This window comes from Gilliamella sp. CG25, from assembly GCF_046635705.1.
GTDB lineage: Bacteria > Pseudomonadota > Gammaproteobacteria > Enterobacterales > Orbaceae > Gilliamella > Gilliamella apicola_I.
Map to the genome: position 1 here is coordinate 47628 of NZ_JBIDFJ010000013.1, position 18030 is coordinate 65657.

The following is an 18030-nucleotide window of genomic DNA, read 5'->3' on the forward strand; positions in this document are numbered from 1 at the left end:
ATCTCAAATGAAATGAAAGGAGTTTTATATGTATATTGTTATGAACCGTTTTAAAATAAAACGAGGTAGTGAAGAGACTTTTATTGACATATGGCGTAATCGTGATAGTCATTTGAAAGAGATGAAAGGATTTAATCGCTTTTACTTTCTACAAGGAAAAACTGAGCAGGATTATACTTTATTTTCTTCATTTGCCGAGTGGGAATCTAAGGCTGATTTTGAAGCTTGGGTAAACTCAGATCACTTCAAACACACTCATCGTAATACGAATAATCGACCGAATAATAGTGATATCTATTTTGAACCGGCACAATTAGAATGTTTTGATGTTTTACTAAAATAATAAATTTGATGAAACAAACAAAAATCTAATATTCCGATTCATCATTAATTCATTAAGGTTATGTGAGCAATAATCTAATAGTGACATAAGGAATTAAATAATAAGTTATGATTATACTTCGCAAAGTTTATAAAAATGGCTATAATACAATCTAACTATTATAAAAATATTGGTGTGATTAGCGTTATTTATTCTAAAAAATACAAAACCAATGAAAAATTAAGCTAATCCACATTGAATTACTTTTTTCCTGACTATCTTTTCTTTATTACTTATAGTGTTCTTTTTAGTTCTGATTCAAATCATGTTTATGTATTGATGATATTCAGTGCTCATTTCATATATTGATCTATATTTTGATGTCCTTAGTTTAATTGTTATTAGTTTCGATTAGTTGTGTTTTTCTAAATTACCTATTAATTAGACAATTTTATAAGGGGTTTACGATGAAATCAAAACTTGTGTTACTCATTATTGCGTTACTTATTGTTGCTGGATTCATTTTTTTTAAAAACTACAATAGTATCCAAACCCAAGATGAAAAAGTGGCAGCTTCATGGTCAGAAGTTATTAACCAGTATAAACGTCGAGCAGATTTAGTCCCTAATTTGGTTAATACTGTTAAAGGGTATGCGACACACGAGAAAGAGGTGTTTACACAAGTCACTGACGCCCGAGCCAAAGTTGGTTCAATACAATTAAACGCAGATCAACTTACCGATCCTACTTTATTTTCTAAATTTCAACAAGCTCAATCTGAATTGAGTTCTGCATTAAGTCGTTTGATAGCAGTCAGTGAAAATTATCCAGAGCTTAAAGCTAATACACTATATCAAGATTTAATGAGCCAACTTGAAGGTACTGAGAACCGTATTGCTGTTGCTCGAGGACGCTATATTGAAGCAGTGCAAAATTTCAATATTTATATCCGTCAATTACCCACAAAATGGGTAGCAGATGTTTTAGGTGTGAAACCAAAACAACAGTTTAGTGTTGAAAATGAAAAACAGATTTCTAATGCACCTGCAGTTAATTTTGGGTAGTGAATATAATGAAGAGATACTTTCCAGTTAGCTTATTGTTAATATTCAGTTGGTTTTGTTTTGGGCTGACTGAAATTCCACAATTTACCCAGCGGGTGATTGATACGACAAATACACTGACGCCATCACAAATTGATGATTTAGAATCGAGCCTAATTGAATTTGAAAAACCAAGAACTGACGGTGCTCAAATTATCATATTAATGATTGCAAAACTTGAAGATGAAACCATTGAACAATGCGCGACTCGAGTTTTTGCTCAATGGGGAATAGGAAAAAAAGGACAAGATAATGGTATTTTATTATTAATTGCTAAAGACGATAGACGTATGCATATTGAAGTCGGTTATGGGTTAGAGGGAACCATAACCGATTTAATTGCTAGTCATATTATTCGTGAACAATTAACACCGGAATTCAAACAAAATAACTATTATCAAGGTATCAAAAATGCTATATCCGTCTTGAAACAAAAAATAGATAACTCAGAACCTCTAGGTAATGAAAATAGCAATGAATCCGATATTGGTACGCTTCTTGCTGGTGAATTTGGTGCTAAATTATTTAATTATGGTTTGGTCTCTTTTTTCATTTGCTTTGTTATCAATAGTATTATTCCGCTAGGATCGTCTAAACGCTCTGCCAGTCGAAATTTGGGTACTGGGCTACTTAATGGATTATCAGTAGGTGGGTTTACCTTATGGAATGGTCATTCTATATCCATTGCTTTTATCTTACTATTCTTGGCGTTTGTCATGAGTACGATTGCGAGTGGATTTTTACGAATAAATGGTAGCAGTGGTTCAGGTGGCGGCGGATTCCGTGGAGGAGGTTTTGGCGGTGGTGGGTTTGGAGGCGGCTCAGGAGGATTTAGCGGTGGCGGAGGTGGTCGTAGTGGTGGTGGTGGCGCTTCTGGTAGCTGGTAGATTGATTAGAAATCGTTTTAATTAGTTTGTTAAAATTGGCTTATAATTATCAAATAAAAATTTCAAATTTGATGTTTTTTATATTATTGAAATAATGGAGTAATAAAAATATCAAGCCAATAATCAACGACTAAAACAAATTATCTTCTACGATCCCATTGACGAAACCTTGATTTAAAGGTAATATGCGCGCCTTACGGCATCGTGTAGTTTTTAGCTACACTGAATAATTTTTTAAGGTAGATGTGCATATTTTATGCAAAATAAATTGCCATTAACGATCGATCCTATTAAAGCTGCACAGAAACGACTTGATTATGTTGGATATTATCCAGCAAAAAGTGCAACAAGGATTGAAAGTCCAAAAAGTGATATCGAGTGCCGCTTATCTTTTGATTATGATGAGCAAAAACTCTGTGTTATCAACATTGATGCGAAGATAATGTTGGAACTGATTTGCCAACGTTGTTTTAAACCTTTTATCACTGAAATTCATGTGATGAATAAATTTAGTCCTGTAAAGAGCGATGCTCAAGCAGAGACACTACCGGAACATTATGAACCTGTTCTGATGAACGAGTTCGGTGAAGTGGATATATTAGCGTTACTTGAGGACGAAATTATTCTCTCGTTACCAATTGCGCCGGTACATGATAGTAAACACTGCGAAGTGTCAGAGGCAGATATGGTATTTGGTGATATTCCAAAAGAGAATGAAAAGCCAAATCCATTTGCAATTTTAGTTAGTTTAAAGAATAAGGGGTAAATCCATGGCTGTTCAACAGAATCGTAAAACTCGTGCAAAACGTGGTATGCGTCGTTCACATGATGCATTAACTGTTGCTAATATCTCAGTTGATGAATCAGGTAAAACACATTTACGTCATCACGTAACCGCTGATGGTTATTATCGTGGTCGTAAAGTGATTTCTAAATAATTACTGCGAATTTAGAAATCCTCAGGTGACATTTTGGATAATCTAACCATCGCGTTAGATGCTATGAGCGGGGACTTCGGTCCTCGTATTGTTGTTCCTGCTGCAATACAAGCATTAAATCGTTATCCAAATCTTTCTATTTTTCTGGTAGGTAATCTAACAGAAATAAGCTCCTTTTTGTCTAAAGAAAACACCAAACTTATTGCACAGTATCAAAATGATGGTCGATTGGTATTGATAGAATCAACCACTGTGATTACGAATGACATGAAACCCTCTTACGCAATTCGTCATAGTCAAGGCTCTTCAATGAGAATCGCATTGGAACTTGTCAAAGATAACTCTGCTCAGGCATGTGTTAGTGCGGGTAATACGGGCGCTTTGATGGGGTTGTCTAAACTATTATTACATTCTCTAACCGGTATTGACCGTCCCGCTCTGGTTGCGACTATACCAGCATTAAATAATCATGATACAGTCGTTTTGGATCTTGGCGCTAACGCTGAATGTGATAGTGATATGTTAGTACAATTTGCGATAATGGGTGAGATTCTTGCCAAAACCGTACTTAAGATCGAAACTCCACGAGTTGCATTACTTAACATTGGTGAAGAGGATATTAAAGGATTAGATAAAATTCGTGCAGCAGCGGCAGTTTTAAAATCGAATGAACAAATTAATTATATCGGTTATTTAGAAGGCAATGATCTTTTAACTGGTAAAACCGATGTATTAGTCTGTGATGGATTTGTGGGTAATGTAACATTAAAAACGGTAGAAGGCTTAATCAAAATTTTTATGTCTTCGCTCAAATTATCCTTAAATCATAATTCATTTTTAATGAAATTACTGAGCAAATGGATACAAAGAAAGATTGCAAAAAATTTTTGTTATTTGGATCCTGGGCGATATAATGGAGCCTGTTTACTTGGACTTCAAAGTATTGTGATTAAAAGTCACGGTAGTGCCAATCAAAAATCTTTTTTTGCAGCAATAGAACAAGCTATTTTGGCTATACAAACAAATATACCAGAGAAGATTGCAACCAGTCTTTCTTCCGCACTACCTAAGAGCGAATAATTAGATGTATACAAAGATATTAGGAACAGGAAGTTATCTTCCAAAACAGATACGAACCAACGCAGATCTTGAAAAAATGGTTGATACTAGTGATGAATGGATTACGACACGCACTGGCATCAAAGAAAGGCGTATTGCCGCTCCAGATGAAACTGTAACAACAATGGCCTATGAAGCTGCAATTAATGCTATTGACATGGCAGGTATCGATAAAAATGATATCGGTTTGATCATTGTTGCAACAGCAACTTCAGTGAATGCTTTTCCAAGTTCTGCAACTGAACTACAAGCTAAACTTGAAATAGGTGATGTGATTGCCTTTGATGTTTCGGCTGCATGTTCAGGATTTGTTTATGCGTTAGATATTGCGGATAAATATGTAAAAAGTGGTGCGATCAAATATGCTTTAGTAGTGGGGTCTGACATGTTAACACGTGGTGTTGATCCGGATGATCGTGGCACTATTATTATTTTTGGTGATGGAGCAGGTGCTGTTGTTGTAGGCGCATCTGAAGAGCCTGGTATTATTGCTTCACATTTACATGCCGATGGACGTTACGGGGATCTATTAAAATATCCTTATGTTGATCGCCGTGATATGAATGATCCTGTTTATATGACGATGCATGGTAATGAGGTGTTTAAAATAGCAGTTAAAGAACTCTCAAATTTAGTTGATGAGCTTTTAACTGAAAATGCTTTTAATAAAGCCGATTTAGATTGGTTGGTGCCTCACCAAGCAAATTTAAGAATTATTTCAGCGACAGCTAAACGATTAGATATGGATATGAGTAAAGTCATTGTAACGTTGGATAAACAAGGAAATACTTCAGCTGCATCGGTACCTTGTGCATTAGATGCAGGTGTCCGAGATGGACGCATTCAACGTGGCCAATTAATTCTATTAGAGGCATTTGGTGGCGGTTTTGTATGGGGCTCTGCGCTCATTAGATTTTAACTAATCAATTATTTTTATGTGATCAAGGATTTTAAAATGACCAAATTTGCAATGGTATTTCCAGGACAAGGTTCACAAGCGGTAGGTATGCTAAAAGATCTTGCTGATAATTATCCAATTGTGAAATCAACTTTTGATGAAGCTTCACAGGTATTAGGCTATGACTTATGGACACTTGTACAAGATGGTCCAGTAGAAGAATTAAATAAAACTTGGCAAACACAACCTGCGTTACTTGCTGCATCTGTAGCAATTTATCGGGTATGGCAGAATGTAAATGGTGCACAACCAGATTTTATGGCAGGCCATAGTTTAGGTGAATATTCAGCATTAGTTTGTGCAGGTGTTATTGATTTTAAAGATGCTATCAAATTAGTCGAACTACGCGGACAACTTATGCAAGAAGCCGTACCAACAGGTACAGGCGCAATGTATGCAATCATTGGACTTGATAATGAATCAATTCGTAAAGCATGTGAACAAGCCGCTCAAGGTCAAATTGTTGCACCTGTTAATTTCAACTCACCGGGTCAAGTTGTTATTGCTGGTAATAAAGAAGCGGTTGAACGTGCTGGTGCTTTATGTAAAGAAGCAGGTGCTAAACGCGCATTACCTCTTGCCGTGAGTGTTCCTTCACATTGTGCATTGATGAAACCGGCAGCAGATAAATTAGCAATAGCATTAGAAAACATTACTTTTAATACGCCAAAATTTGCAGTAATTAATAATGTCGATGTTAAAGTTGAATCATCTGCAGATCAAATTAAAGCAGCGCTTATTGCTCAGCTTTATAGTCCTGTTCGATGGACTGAAACAGTTGAAGAAATGGCAAAACAAGGTATAACCATTTTAGTTGAAATGGGACCAGGTAAAGTATTAACAGGATTGACTAAACGTATTGATGATTCATTGTCTGCTTGTGCAGTCAATGATAAAGCTTCATTAGATGTTGCGTTAGAAAATACTAAATAAAAATTTAAAAGAGGTAGTTATGAACCTATCAGGAAAAATTGCTTTAGTTACAGGTGCCAGCCGCGGAATAGGTAAAGCGATTGCAGAAAAATTAGTTGCATGTGGTGCAACAGTTATTGGTACAGCAACAACGGAAAAAGGTGCTGAAGCAATAAGCCAATATTTAGGCTCACACGGTAAAGGTTATGCTTTGAATGTGACAGATGAAGCATCAATTGAATCGGTTATTGGTGCAATTAAAACGGAATTTGGTGATATCGATATTTTGGTTAATAATGCAGGTATTACCCGTGATAATTTATTAATGAGAATGAAAGAAGATGAATGGCAAGATATTTTGAATACCAATTTAACTTCTGTGTTTCGTCTCTCAAAAGCCTTAATGCGAACTATGATGAAAAAGCGTTATGGCAGAATTATTACTATCGGTTCAGTTGTGGGAACGATGGGTAACGCCGGTCAAGCGAATTATGCGGCAGCAAAAGCAGGTTTAATTGGTTTTAGTAAATCATTAGCTCGTGAAGTCGCATCACGAGGAATTACAGTCAATGTTGTTGCGCCAGGCTTTATCGCAACAGATATGACAGAAGCACTTACTGATGATCAGAAAGCGTTAACATTAGCACAAGTCCCTACAGGGCGTTTAGGTGAACCCGCTGAAATTGCAAGTGCTGTGGCATTTTTGGCATCTGATGAAGCTTCTTACATCACGGGTGAAACTTTGCATGTCAATGGTGGCATGTATATGGTGTAATTGATTGGAATAGTGTAAAATAAGTTAATATTTTGACGATTCGAACAAAAATTAAGCAATTGGGTTGAAAAATGATTTGCATCTTTTTCAACATTTTATAAACTTACATTCACCGCCACTTTCGGCGATTTTTATAGGAAAAAAAAGAGTATGAGCACTATTGAAGAGCGAGTTAAAAGTATTATTGTTGAGCAACTTGGTGTGAAAGAAGACGAAGTAAAAAATGAATCTTCTTTTGTAGAAGATCTTGGCGCTGACTCTCTTGATACTGTTGAACTAGTTATGGCTTTAGAAGAAGAATTCGATACAGAAATTCCTGACGAAGAAGCTGAAAAAATCACAACTGTTCAATCAGCAATTGATTATATTACTGCAAATCAATAATTTTAGCTGAGTTTTCATAATAGGCGGTCAACTGATCGCCTAGTTTATATTTATGTCTTTAACTTGTTGAAGTATATCAACTTGATGTTTATTATTAGAAAACTCAAAGTAAAAATTTCATTGATTCAAATTTCATCTCAATCCTTTTCTGGAGGACAATGTGTCTAAACGCAGAGTTGTTGTTACTGGAATGGGCATGATATCTCCAGTTGGTAATACAGTTGAATCCACATGGCAAGCTTTATTAGCAGGTCAAAGTGGTGTTGAACTCATCGAACATTTTGATACAGCCCCTTTTGCAACGCGCTTCGCAGCGATGGTTAAAAACTTTAATGGCGAAGATTATAATATTTCACGTAAAGATGCACGTAAAATGGATTATTTTATCCAATATGGCATAGCCGCTGGTATTCAAGCAATGCAAGATGCTGGCATCGAAATTACGGAAGAAAATTCAGAACGTATTGGCTGCGCTATTGGTTCAGGTATTGGTGGACTTGGATTAATTGAGGAAAATCACAGTGCGCTAATTAATGGCGGACCACGTAAAATTAGCCCATTTTTTGTTCCATCAACCATCGTTAATATGATTGCTGGTCATTTATCTATTATTTATGGATTAAAAGGACCGAGTATTACTATAGCTACCGCTTGTTCTTCTGGCGTTCATAATATCGGACATGCAGCAAGAATGATTGCTTATGGTGATGCAGACGGCATGCTTGCCGGTGGTGGCGAAAAAGCGAGTACACCGCTTGGTATTGGTGGTTTTGGTGCAGCACGTGCATTATCAACCAATAATGACAATCCTAAAGCGGCGAGTCGACCTTGGGATAAAGACCGTGATGGTTTTGTACTTGGCGACGGTGCAGGAATCATGTTTTTAGAAGAGTATGAGCATGCTAAAAAACGTGGTGCTAAAATTTATGCTGAAGTTGTCGGTTTTGGAATGAGCGGCGATGCTTACCATATGACTTCACCTCCAGAAGATGGTAGTGGTGCAGCTTTAGCGATGAAATGTGCAATTCGTGATGCAGGTATTACACCTAATCAAGTTGGTTATATCAATGCGCATGGGACATCGACTCCTGCAGGTGATAAAGCTGAAACTCAAGCAGTAAAAAGTATTTTTAAAGAAAATTCAAGCAAAGTTATGGTCAGTTCAACAAAATCAATGATTGGTCATTTACTCGGTGCAGCTGGTGCTGTTGAATCAATCTTTACTGTACTTGCATTACGTGATCAAGCTGTACCGCCAACAATTAATTTAGATAATCCTGATGAAGGATGTGATCTCGATTATGTTCCTCATACAGCTCGTCAAGTTAAGAATTTAGAGTATGCACTGTGTAACTCGTTTGGTTTCGGTGGAACGAATGGTTCAGTGTTATTCAAAAAAATCTAATTTCTTATTCTAAATTATTCGTCGGTAATTTTTATTATCGACGAAAGCCTTCCTGAAAATTATTTTAGATGTGTTAAATCTTATCGACAAAGAGAATAAGAATATTTATATAGCTTGTGTTATAATCTTATATAAATTTTAAAGCATTATCATTACTGGAAATTATGGCAGAACCACAATTTATTCATCTCCATTTGCATAGCGATTTTTCTATGGTTGACGGAATTGCGAAAGTAGGCACATTAGTAAATGAGGTGAGCAAGTTACAGATGCCAGCCTTTGCGATTACCGATTTTACTAATTTATGTGGTCTTGTAAAATTTTATGGCACAGCAATGTCAAAAGGCATCAAACCTATTATTGGTGCTGATCTTGCTATAAAAAATCCACAAATGCCAGATGATATTTTTCGGTTAACTTTACTTGCAGCCAATAATGATGGATATAAAAATCTTACCTTACTGATTTCCAAAGCTTATGAAAGAGGTTACATCGGTGATATTCCGGTTGTTGATCAAGAATGGTTAACAGAGTATCGATCTGGATTAATTGTTTTAGCGGGTCGTGAAAGTGATATTGGTATCGGAATCATTCGCAATAATCAATCAATTATTGATAATGCTATTCAATTTTATTGTGAAAACTTTCCAGATCATTTTTACTTTGAATTAGTACGTACCAAACGTGTTAATGAAGAACTATTTATTCATAGTGCGGTTAAACTTGCAGAACAATATGCATTACCTGTTGTGGCAACTAATGATGTAAGATTTTTGGTTCCTTCTGATTTTGAAGCTCACGAAATTCGGGTTGCTATTCACGATGGTAATACCCTTGAAGATCCTAATAGACCCAAACACTACTCAGCTGAACAATATTTACGTTCAGAACAAGAAATGTGCGAACTGTTTTCTGACATTCCAGAAGCATTAGAAAATAGTGTTGAAATAGCCAAACGTTGTAATGTGTCGATTCGATTAGGGGAGTATTTTTTACCTAAGTTCCCAACAGGGAATATGTCTACAGAAGATTTTTTAGTTCACAAATCACGTGAAGGTTTGGAAGAAAGATTAGAACTTTTATTTCCTGATCCTAACGTTAGACAACAAAAACGACCAGAATATGATGAACGTTTAGAAACCGAATTAAACGTAATCAACCAAATGGGGTTTCCTGGCTATTTCCTGATCGTTATGGAATTTATTCAATGGTCTAAAGATAATGATATTCCTGTCGGTCCGGGTCGTGGTTCAGGGGCTGGTTCTCTTGTTGCTTATGCACTGAAAATTACGGATTTGGATCCGTTAGCCTTTGACTTACTTTTTGAACGTTTTTTAAATCCTGAACGGGTATCAATGCCAGATTTTGATGTTGATTTCTGTATGGAAAAACGTGATTTAGTGATTGATCATGTTGCTGACATGTACGGTCGAGATGCAGTTTCACAAATTATTACATTTGGTACAATGGCTGCTAAAGCCGTTATACGCGATGTGGGACGAGTGCTGGGACACCCTTATGGATTTGTTGATCGTATCGCAAAGCTCATACCTCTTGACCCCGGAATGACCCTTGCAAAAGCGTTTGAACTCGAGCCTCAATTGCAAGAAATTTATGACAATAATGAAGATGTAAAATCATTAATTGATATTGCCAGACAATTAGAAGGGGTGACTCGAAACGCCGGTAAACACGCCGGTGGGGTCGTGATTTCACCAACTAAAATTACAGATTTTTCGCCTATCTATTGTGATTCTGAAGGTCATCATCCCGTTACACAATTTGATAAAAATGATGTTGAATATGCAGGACTGGTCAAATTCGACTTTTTAGGATTACGTACGTTAACCATTATTGATTGGGCAATCAAAATGATTAATGAGCGTCAGGCAAGAGAAGGTCTGGAAACGGTTGATATTACACGCATTCCGCTTGATGATCAAAAATCGTTTGATTTACTATTAAATGCAGAAACGACTGCTGTTTTCCAGCTTGAATCGCGTGGTATGAAAGATCTCATAAGACGTTTAAAGCCCGACTGCTTTGAAGATATGATTGCATTAGTCGCATTATTCCGACCAGGGCCTCTACAATCAGGAATGGTGGATAATTTTATCGATCGTAAACATGGTCGTGAAGAGGTGTCTTATCCCGATATTAATCATCAGCACGAATCCTTGAAGCCTATATTAGAACCAACTTATGGCATTATTCTCTATCAAGAACAGGTCATGCAAATAGCACAAACGTTATCTGGTTATACCTTAGGTGGTGCGGATTTATTACGTCGAGCTATGGGTAAGAAAAAGCCAGAAGAAATGGCTAAGCAACGTTCTGTATTTAAAGAAGGCGCTGAAAAGCAGGGCGTAGATGGAGAACTGGCTATGCGGATTTTTGATTTAGTTGAAAAATTCGCAGGTTATGGTTTTAACAAATCGCATTCGGCTGCTTATGCACTTGTTTCTTATCAAACTCTCTGGCTAAAAACACACTATCCTGCAGAGTTTATGGCGGCAGTTATGACGGCTGATATGGACAATACCGATAAAATCGTTGGTCTGGTCGATGAATGCCTACGTATGGGACTCAAAATTAATCCGCCTGATATTAACAGTGGGTTGTATCATTTTCATGTGAATGAAAAAGGTGAAATTGTTTACGGTATTGGTGCAATAAAAGGTGTGGGCGAAGGTCCGATTGAGGCGATAGTTGAAGCGCGCAATAGTGGTGGATATTTCAAAAATATTTTTGAATTATGTGCGCGAACAGATATGAAAAAAATTAACCGTCGTGTTTTAGAAAAACTCACCATGGCTGGCGCTTTTGATAAATTAGGTCCACATCGAGCAGCGATTTTAAATAGTATTAACGACGCTATGCAAGCGGCGGATCAATATGCTAAAGCACAAGATATTGGTCAAGAAGATATGTTTGGTGTATTAGCTGAAGAACCAGAACAAGTTGAACATGCTTATGCAGCTGTTCCAGAATTGCCAGAACAAGTTTTGCTTGATGGTGAACGTGATACTTTAGGGCTTTATTTAACGGGGCATCCGGTTACACAATACCTGAAGGAGCTAAATCGTTATGCTGGAGGTTTACGGATAAGTGAAGCTTCTCCAACGGGTTGGGGAAAAATGGCCACTTTTGCTGGTATTGTTGTTGATGCTAGAGTTCGCATTACTAAAAAAGGAAACAAAATCGGTTTATTTACGTTGGATGATCGCTCAGGTCGTATTGACGGTATGCTTTTTACTGATGCACTGGAAAAATTTGAGCATTTATTGGTTAAAGATAAAATTTTGATAGTCACCGGTCAAGTCAGTCATGATGATTTTAATGGTGGATTCAAAATGACGGTACGTGATATGGTCGACTTGAAGGATGCCCGAGCGAAGTATGTTAAAGGTTTGGCGGTGACATTAACTGACAGTGAAGCTGATAGAGCAATGTTGCAGCGTCTACAACAACTATTTGAACCCTATCGACATGGTAGTGTACCTGTAAATCTTTACTATCATAGGGATGACTCGATCGTTAGAATACAATTCGGTACAACTTGGCGAGTTATTCCTGAGGATGCTTTGATTGTAGAGCTTAAAACCTTGCTAGGTAATGATCGTATTGAATTTGAATTTTAGTAAATTAGTATAAAATTATTCCTATTAAGTAAAATAAAGGAATATAGCAAATCTACATTTAAGGATAAAAATAAGTTGTTCTTTTTTATATCCCAGTCGATAACTGATAAATGTAGATGACTTTAATTAGTATTACATAGTAAAATTGACTTAATTTTATTTTAAGAATTAGTCTTTATACTATATTAAATAATGTATTTATTACAAATACAAAATAAATTAAGAGGCAATCATAAGCGTTATGAACAATTTTTTGGAATTTGAAAAGCCGATAGCGGAATTAGAAGCAAAAATTAATTCCTTAAAGAATATTGATTCACAACAAGTTGAATTAGATATCAATTTAGACAAAGAGATTAAACAACTAAATAAAAAAAGTCGAGAGTTAACAAAAAAAATATTTGCAAATTTATCTCCATGGGAAATCGCACAATTAGCCAGACATCCAAATAGACCCTATACACTTGATTATATCAAAGAAATGTTTACTGATTTTGATGAGTTAGCAGGTGATCGTGCTTATGCTGATGATAAAGCAATCGTCGGTGGTATTGCTCGTATTGATGATCGACCAGTTATGGTAATTGGTCATCAAAAAGGTCGTGAAACAAAACAGAAAATATATCGTAACTTTGGTATGCCTGCACCTGAAGGTTATCGAAAAGCATTACGTTTAATGCAATTAGCTGAACGTTTTAAATTACCTATTATTACTTTTATTGATACGCCGGGAGCATATCCTGGTATTGGTGCCGAAGAGCGAGGACAAGCTGAAGCAATAGCTAGAAATTTACGCGAAATGTCTCGTCTTAACGTTCCAACTATTTGTACTGTTATTGGTGAAGGCGGTTCTGGTGGAGCACTCGCGATTGGTGTTGCTGATAAAGTGAACATGTTGCAGTACAGTACTTATTCGGTTATTTCTCCTGAAGGGTGTGCATCTATTTTGTGGAAAAGTGCTGATAAAGCTCCTGTTGCTGCTGAAGCAATGAATATGACAGCTGATAAATTACTTAAATTAGATCTAATTGATTCAATAATTCCTGAACCACTAGGTGGTGCTCATCGTGATTATTTTGCGGTATCCGATTCTTTGAAAAAACAGTTAATTAATGATCTTAATGAACTTGAAGAAATGGATTTATCCGTACTGCTTGAAAGAAGATTTCAACGCCTTATGAACTATGGTTATGCAAGATAGCCTTATTGGAATACTATTATTATGGAAAAAAAGACGGGTTTAAAACGTATAATTAATGCAACAAAGTACTCTTTTAAAGGGTTTAAATCAGCGATCAAATATGAAACCGCATTTCGTCAAGAATTATTGTTGTTGATTGTGGCTTATATTGTGGTCATGCTAATTGATTTCACGATATATGAACGTATTTTATTATTAGGTTCTATTGGTGTTGTGATGATTGTCGAGCTTATCAACAGTGCCATTGAATGTGTGGTAGATAGAATCGGTAGTGAAAGACACGAGTTATCGGGTCGTGCTAAGGATTATGGATCTGCAGCCGTGTTTTTATCGTTATTATTAACGGTAATTTTATGGATTTACTTATTTTCCTGCCACTTTTTTCCCTAAATTCTTTCTAACTCATTGACAATTTGAATGATAATAGTGCGAGTGAAATACTCGCATTTCATTCTTTTTTATTCCGATACTAGCTCTTTAATGGTGAAGTTGCCTGTTTTTTCTGTATCCAGCTTCTCTTTTAACCAAGGCATGATCGATTGCATTTGCTCATGTAGCTTCCAAGGCGGATTAATTACAATCATACCGGATGCTGTCATTCCTTTCTGATTATTGTCAGGTTTTAGAGCAAGCTCAAACTGTGAAATTCGCTTAATTCCTAAATTTACAATTCCATCAATCATCCTTTGGGTCTGTGTTCGTGATACGACAGGATACCAGATAAGATAAACACCAGTCGCAAAACGTTTATACGCTTCATTTATCGCCGTTGGAATTTTTTGATAATCATCTTTGATCTCATATGAAGGATCAATTAATATCAGTCCTCGGCGTGATTCGGGAGGTAATTTTGATTTTAATTGTGCAAAGCCATCTTCACGTAATACTCTTGCGCGTTTATCCTTATTAAATTCCTGCCTTAACAAAGGATAGTCGGTTGGATGTAATTCGGTAAGATTAAGTTTATCTTGTTCCCGAAGTAGCTGTTTAGCAATGAGCGGTGAACCAGGATAATACTTTAAAGTATCAAATGGATTGTAGCGCTTAAGAATTGATAGATAAGTATCAAGTTGTTTTGGAAGATCCGGTTGTTGCCATAATAAATTAATCCCAGATAAATATTCTCCCGTTTTCTCAGCATGTTCACTTTTTAATAAATATCGCCCCGCACCACTGTGAGTATCCAGATATAAAAAAGGTTTTTCTTTTTCCTTTAACGATTCAATACATAGTGTTAATACAATATGTTTTAAAACATCTGCATGATTACCTGCATGGTAGCTATGACGATAACTTAACATTAAAAATTTAGCCTCATTTGTTTATTATTTTGCATGTGAAATAGATAAAGCTTAATAAAGTAGGCAAGTCATTTTCATTAATTTTCAATTAAAGTTGAATACTGATGTTATCATCAGAAATTGATAGCCATATAAACTATATTTTGCGATATCGGTGTAACCTAAATATAAGGAGAATGAGTATTATAAGTCAGAAAGGGATTTTTTCAACTTTGTAGCCTTAAAGTGTATATGGCAAGAGATTATAGGTAACGTGTGCTCCTCATCTCACATTTAGGACAACATTTTCTGTTTAAGTGGTGTACCACATTTGCGACATAAATAATTTATATTATTGTGCTGAACTTTATTGTGTCTAATCTTTGTTAATTGATGCTCCTGACACTCACAATAGTATAAATAAAAGTCTCGTTTAACATTGAAATTATGAGTTGTTTTAGGCATTTTACCTAGGATATTTGACATAACATATTGCCATTCTTTGCCATGAGGCTTTACGTTGCCAAATTTTTTAAAAACAATTAGGTGAGCTAACTCATGGGGCACAACTTCTTCAATAAATACTTGTCCATTGTCGGCAAGCATTATTGAATTCAATTGGATTTCCCAACGCATTAGAAAAGCACTTCCTGCCACACTTCCTTTAGGTTTATAAATTATTTTAGGTTCGGTAAATTGCATATTTAGCAATTGATTAGCTTGCGCTAAGTATTTTCTTAGGCAAGCTATAACTTGGTTGTGCAAATTTATGGGGATACGTTTAAAGTCCGGCTGCATCTCGTAATTGAGCCGCTTTATCTGTTTGTTCCCAAGGAAAAATATCTCGTCCAAAGTGACCATAACTTGCTGTTTTTTGATAAATTGGTTGAATTAAATTTAGCATTTTAATCAGTCCATAAGGTCTTAAATCAAAAAATTCCTTAACTAATGCAACAATTTTATCATGCGCAATTTTTTCCGTGCCAAATGTATTAACATAAATTGAAGTCGGATTAGCAATACCAATTGCATAAGATAGTTGTAACTCACATCTATCAGCTAATCCAGCAGCAACAATATTTTTTGCAACATAACGAGCAGCATAAGCAGCCGAACGGTCAACTTTTGATGGATCTTTACCAGAAAAAGCCCCACCACCATGACGAGCTGCTCCACCATAAGTATCCACAATTATTTTACGTCCGGTTAACCCACAATCCCCCATAGGTCCGCCAATAACAAAACGCCCAGTTGGATTGATGAAATATTTAGTTCGGGAAGTTAACCACTCAGCTGGTAAGGTTGGTTTGATGATCTCCTCCATTACCGCTTCATGTAATGCATTTTGTTCAATATCTTCTGCGTGTTGGGTGGATAAAACAATCGTATCAACACCTTTAATTATGCCATTTTCATAAATTAATGTTACTTGGCTTTTGGCATCAGGTCTTAACCATGGAAGTATTCCTTTCTTTCTAACTTCAGCTTGGCGATGCATAAGCTCATGAGCATAACTGATTGCTGCTGGCATAAAGTTTGGCATTTCATTGGTTGCGTAGCCAAACATTATCCCCTGATCACCTGCTCCTTGCTGTAAAGGATCTTCACGATCTACACCTTGGTTAATATCGGGTGATTGTTTTCCAATTGCATTTAAAACAGCACAAGAATTAGCATCAAATCCCATTTCTGAACTGGTATATCCAATATCACTAATTGTTTTTCGGGTTAACTCTTCTATATCTACCCATGCTGAGGTTGTAATCTCGCCACCAACAAGTGCCATACCTGTTTTTACATAGGTTTCACATGCAACACGAGCTTTAGGATCTTGCTTTAAAATAGCATCAAGTACCGCATCTGAGATTTGATCGGCAATTTTATCTGGATGACCTTCTGAAACTGATTCAGAAGTGAATAGAAATTCTGACATTCAATACCTTCTTAAATTTATTCGTACGAATAACATATAAATTCAAAATAGCGCTCATTTTAGCAGTTTTACCATCTAGACGTCTAGTTAAAAAATTTTTCTAATAGTGTCTTTTCATCAATGACAGGTAATAAAATAACTTGCATTAATTTTTAATCAATTTACGATAGTTTGCGTTTTTACCTATCAATTAGCTAAACATCTACAGAAATATGAAAATAAAAAATACAACTCCTACAGTGCTAGTCTTTGATTCCGGTATTGGTGGATTATCGGTATATGACGCCATTTACAAGAAGATGCCTAATCTACATTACATTTATGCATTTGATAATGAAATGTTTCCTTACGGCGATAAGTCATCCGAATTTCTTATTGATAGGGTCACGTCAATTATTGGACATATTTCGAAACATTATTTTATTGACATAGCTGTTATTGCATGTAATACAGCAAGTACTATCTGTTTACCGAGTTTAAGATCCAAATTTTCTTTTCCTATTGTAGGTGTTGTTCCTGCTATTAAACCAGCTTGCCAAATTACCCAAAACAAATGTATCGGACTGCTGGCAACAAAGGCAACCATTGAACGCGCTTATACAACAAATCTCATTCAAGAATTTGCAACGGACTGTACAGTTAAACTACTTGGCTTATCTGAGCTTGCATTTATTGCAGAAAATAAATTGCAAGGTGTTACTGTCGATATAAATCAATTACAAACTTTACTTGCGCCGTGGCTTTCTGAACCTGTTATACCAGATACTATTGTATTAGGTTGTACTCACTATCCATTTATCAAAGAAGAGTTACAAGTAATTTTTCCTAATGCGACATTTATTGATTCAGGAAATGCTATTGCTACTCGTGTCTATAATTTACTCAACGAACAATTTGATTTAAATGCAGAAAACAAGAGTGCTAAGGAAAATATTGTAATGAGTACCAACTATAACCAATATGTTGAAAAATTAACTGACAAATTAACTAAATATAAACTTAATAAATATCAATACATTAATATTTAGCGTGTTTAAACCTTACTCAAACAGAGCAAAGATCTGCTTTTTTTGCTTGTAAAAAAAAATGAAGTGCCTATAATGCGCATCCACTGACACGGCGTCAGCGAAAGCAGGCGGAACAAGAGGTTAGTGAGCAGGATCAAAAATTTT

The 18030-nt window shown here is 35.9% G+C and carries 18 protein-coding genes; 15 read left to right on the forward strand and 3 right to left on the reverse strand.

Annotation, left to right across the window (positions count from 1 at the left end; translation table 11 throughout):
- Nucleotides 1-28 precede the first annotated feature (28 nt).
- The 14 genes from ACGH6P_RS09830 to ACGH6P_RS09895 all read left to right on the forward strand — a co-directional run bounded on the left by ACGH6P_RS09830 (nucleotide 29) and on the right by ACGH6P_RS09895 (nucleotide 14035).
- On the forward strand, nucleotides 29-343 hold the full coding sequence (locus ACGH6P_RS09830) for an antibiotic biosynthesis monooxygenase family protein (RefSeq protein WP_065559744.1): 315 nt from the start codon (nucleotides 29-31) through the stop codon (nucleotides 341-343).
- Nucleotides 344-789: 446 nt separating this feature from the next.
- On the forward strand, nucleotides 790-1386 hold the full coding sequence (locus ACGH6P_RS09835) for a LemA family protein (RefSeq protein WP_267352149.1): 597 nt from the start codon (nucleotides 790-792) through the stop codon (nucleotides 1384-1386).
- A gap of 8 nt (nucleotides 1387-1394) precedes the next feature.
- Entirely contained in the window at nucleotides 1395-2312 is a 918-nt protein-coding gene (locus ACGH6P_RS09840) for a TPM domain-containing protein (RefSeq protein WP_411597367.1), read from the forward strand.
- Nucleotides 2313-2568: 256 nt separating this feature from the next.
- Entirely contained in the window at nucleotides 2569-3078 is a 510-nt protein-coding gene (gene yceD, locus ACGH6P_RS09845; RefSeq protein WP_411597368.1) for a 23S rRNA accumulation protein YceD, read from the forward strand.
- Nucleotides 3079-3082: 4 nt separating this feature from the next.
- Nucleotides 3083-3250, forward strand: a complete 168-nt coding sequence (rpmF, locus tag ACGH6P_RS09850) for a 50S ribosomal protein L32 (RefSeq protein ID WP_025316508.1) — start codon at nucleotides 3083-3085, stop codon at nucleotides 3248-3250.
- Nucleotides 3251-3283: 33 nt separating this feature from the next.
- A complete protein-coding gene (gene plsX / locus ACGH6P_RS09855; RefSeq protein WP_267352152.1) occupies nucleotides 3284-4330 on the forward strand; it encodes a phosphate acyltransferase PlsX in 1047 nt (348 codons plus the stop codon).
- A 4-nt stretch (nucleotides 4331-4334) separates the two neighbouring features.
- Entirely contained in the window at nucleotides 4335-5288 is a 954-nt protein-coding gene (locus ACGH6P_RS09860; RefSeq protein ID WP_267352153.1) for a beta-ketoacyl-ACP synthase III, read from the forward strand.
- Nucleotides 5289-5324: 36 nt separating this feature from the next.
- Complete coding sequence (gene fabD / locus ACGH6P_RS09865; protein ID WP_411597369.1) at nucleotides 5325-6260, forward strand: ACP S-malonyltransferase; 936 nt, start codon at nucleotides 5325-5327, stop codon at nucleotides 6258-6260.
- 19 nt (nucleotides 6261-6279) lie between these two features.
- On the forward strand, nucleotides 6280-7014 hold the full coding sequence (gene fabG, locus ACGH6P_RS09870) for a 3-oxoacyl-ACP reductase FabG (protein WP_267352155.1): 735 nt from the start codon (nucleotides 6280-6282) through the stop codon (nucleotides 7012-7014).
- 150 nt (nucleotides 7015-7164) lie between these two features.
- Nucleotides 7165-7398: an acyl carrier protein gene (gene acpP, locus ACGH6P_RS09875; RefSeq protein ID WP_065559736.1), complete on the forward strand. Its 234-nt coding sequence runs from the start codon at nucleotides 7165-7167 to the stop codon at nucleotides 7396-7398.
- 160 nt (nucleotides 7399-7558) lie between these two features.
- The gene (gene fabF, locus ACGH6P_RS09880; RefSeq protein WP_267352156.1) at nucleotides 7559-8803 is read left to right on the forward strand and encodes a beta-ketoacyl-ACP synthase II; all 1245 of its coding nucleotides are present in this window, start codon (nucleotides 7559-7561) and stop codon (nucleotides 8801-8803) included.
- A gap of 164 nt (nucleotides 8804-8967) precedes the next feature.
- Complete coding sequence (gene dnaE, locus ACGH6P_RS09885) at nucleotides 8968-12444, forward strand: DNA polymerase III subunit alpha (RefSeq protein ID WP_411597370.1); 3477 nt, start codon at nucleotides 8968-8970, stop codon at nucleotides 12442-12444.
- Between the two features lie 241 nt (nucleotides 12445-12685).
- A complete protein-coding gene (accA, locus tag ACGH6P_RS09890; protein ID WP_411597371.1) occupies nucleotides 12686-13645 on the forward strand; it encodes an acetyl-CoA carboxylase carboxyl transferase subunit alpha in 960 nt (319 codons plus the stop codon).
- A gap of 21 nt (nucleotides 13646-13666) precedes the next feature.
- On the forward strand, nucleotides 13667-14035 hold the full coding sequence (locus ACGH6P_RS09895) for a diacylglycerol kinase (protein WP_065559732.1): 369 nt from the start codon (nucleotides 13667-13669) through the stop codon (nucleotides 14033-14035).
- A gap of 68 nt (nucleotides 14036-14103) precedes the next feature.
- Here the strand turns inward: ACGH6P_RS09895 and ACGH6P_RS09900 are convergent, their stop codons facing one another.
- The 3 genes from ACGH6P_RS09900 to metK form a co-directional block, all read right to left on the reverse strand.
- Nucleotides 14104-14946, reverse strand: a complete 843-nt coding sequence (locus ACGH6P_RS09900; RefSeq protein ID WP_411597372.1) for a 23S rRNA (adenine(2030)-N(6))-methyltransferase RlmJ — start codon at nucleotides 14944-14946, stop codon at nucleotides 14104-14106.
- A gap of 273 nt (nucleotides 14947-15219) precedes the next feature.
- Complete coding sequence (locus tag ACGH6P_RS09905) at nucleotides 15220-15723, reverse strand: SprT family zinc-dependent metalloprotease (protein WP_411597373.1); 504 nt, start codon at nucleotides 15721-15723, stop codon at nucleotides 15220-15222.
- Nucleotides 15707-16858, reverse strand: coding sequence for a methionine adenosyltransferase (gene metK / locus ACGH6P_RS09910; protein WP_411597374.1), 1152 nt, complete (start codon nucleotides 16856-16858; stop codon nucleotides 15707-15709). The genes ACGH6P_RS09905 and metK overlap by 17 nt, the downstream gene beginning before the upstream one ends.
- A 212-nt stretch (nucleotides 16859-17070) precedes the next feature.
- On the opposite strand from metK, the gene murI reads away from it, so the two are divergent.
- Nucleotides 17071-17886, forward strand: coding sequence for a glutamate racemase (murI, locus tag ACGH6P_RS09915; RefSeq protein ID WP_411597375.1), 816 nt, complete (start codon nucleotides 17071-17073; stop codon nucleotides 17884-17886).
- The last annotated feature ends 144 nt before the right edge of the window (nucleotides 17887-18030 follow it).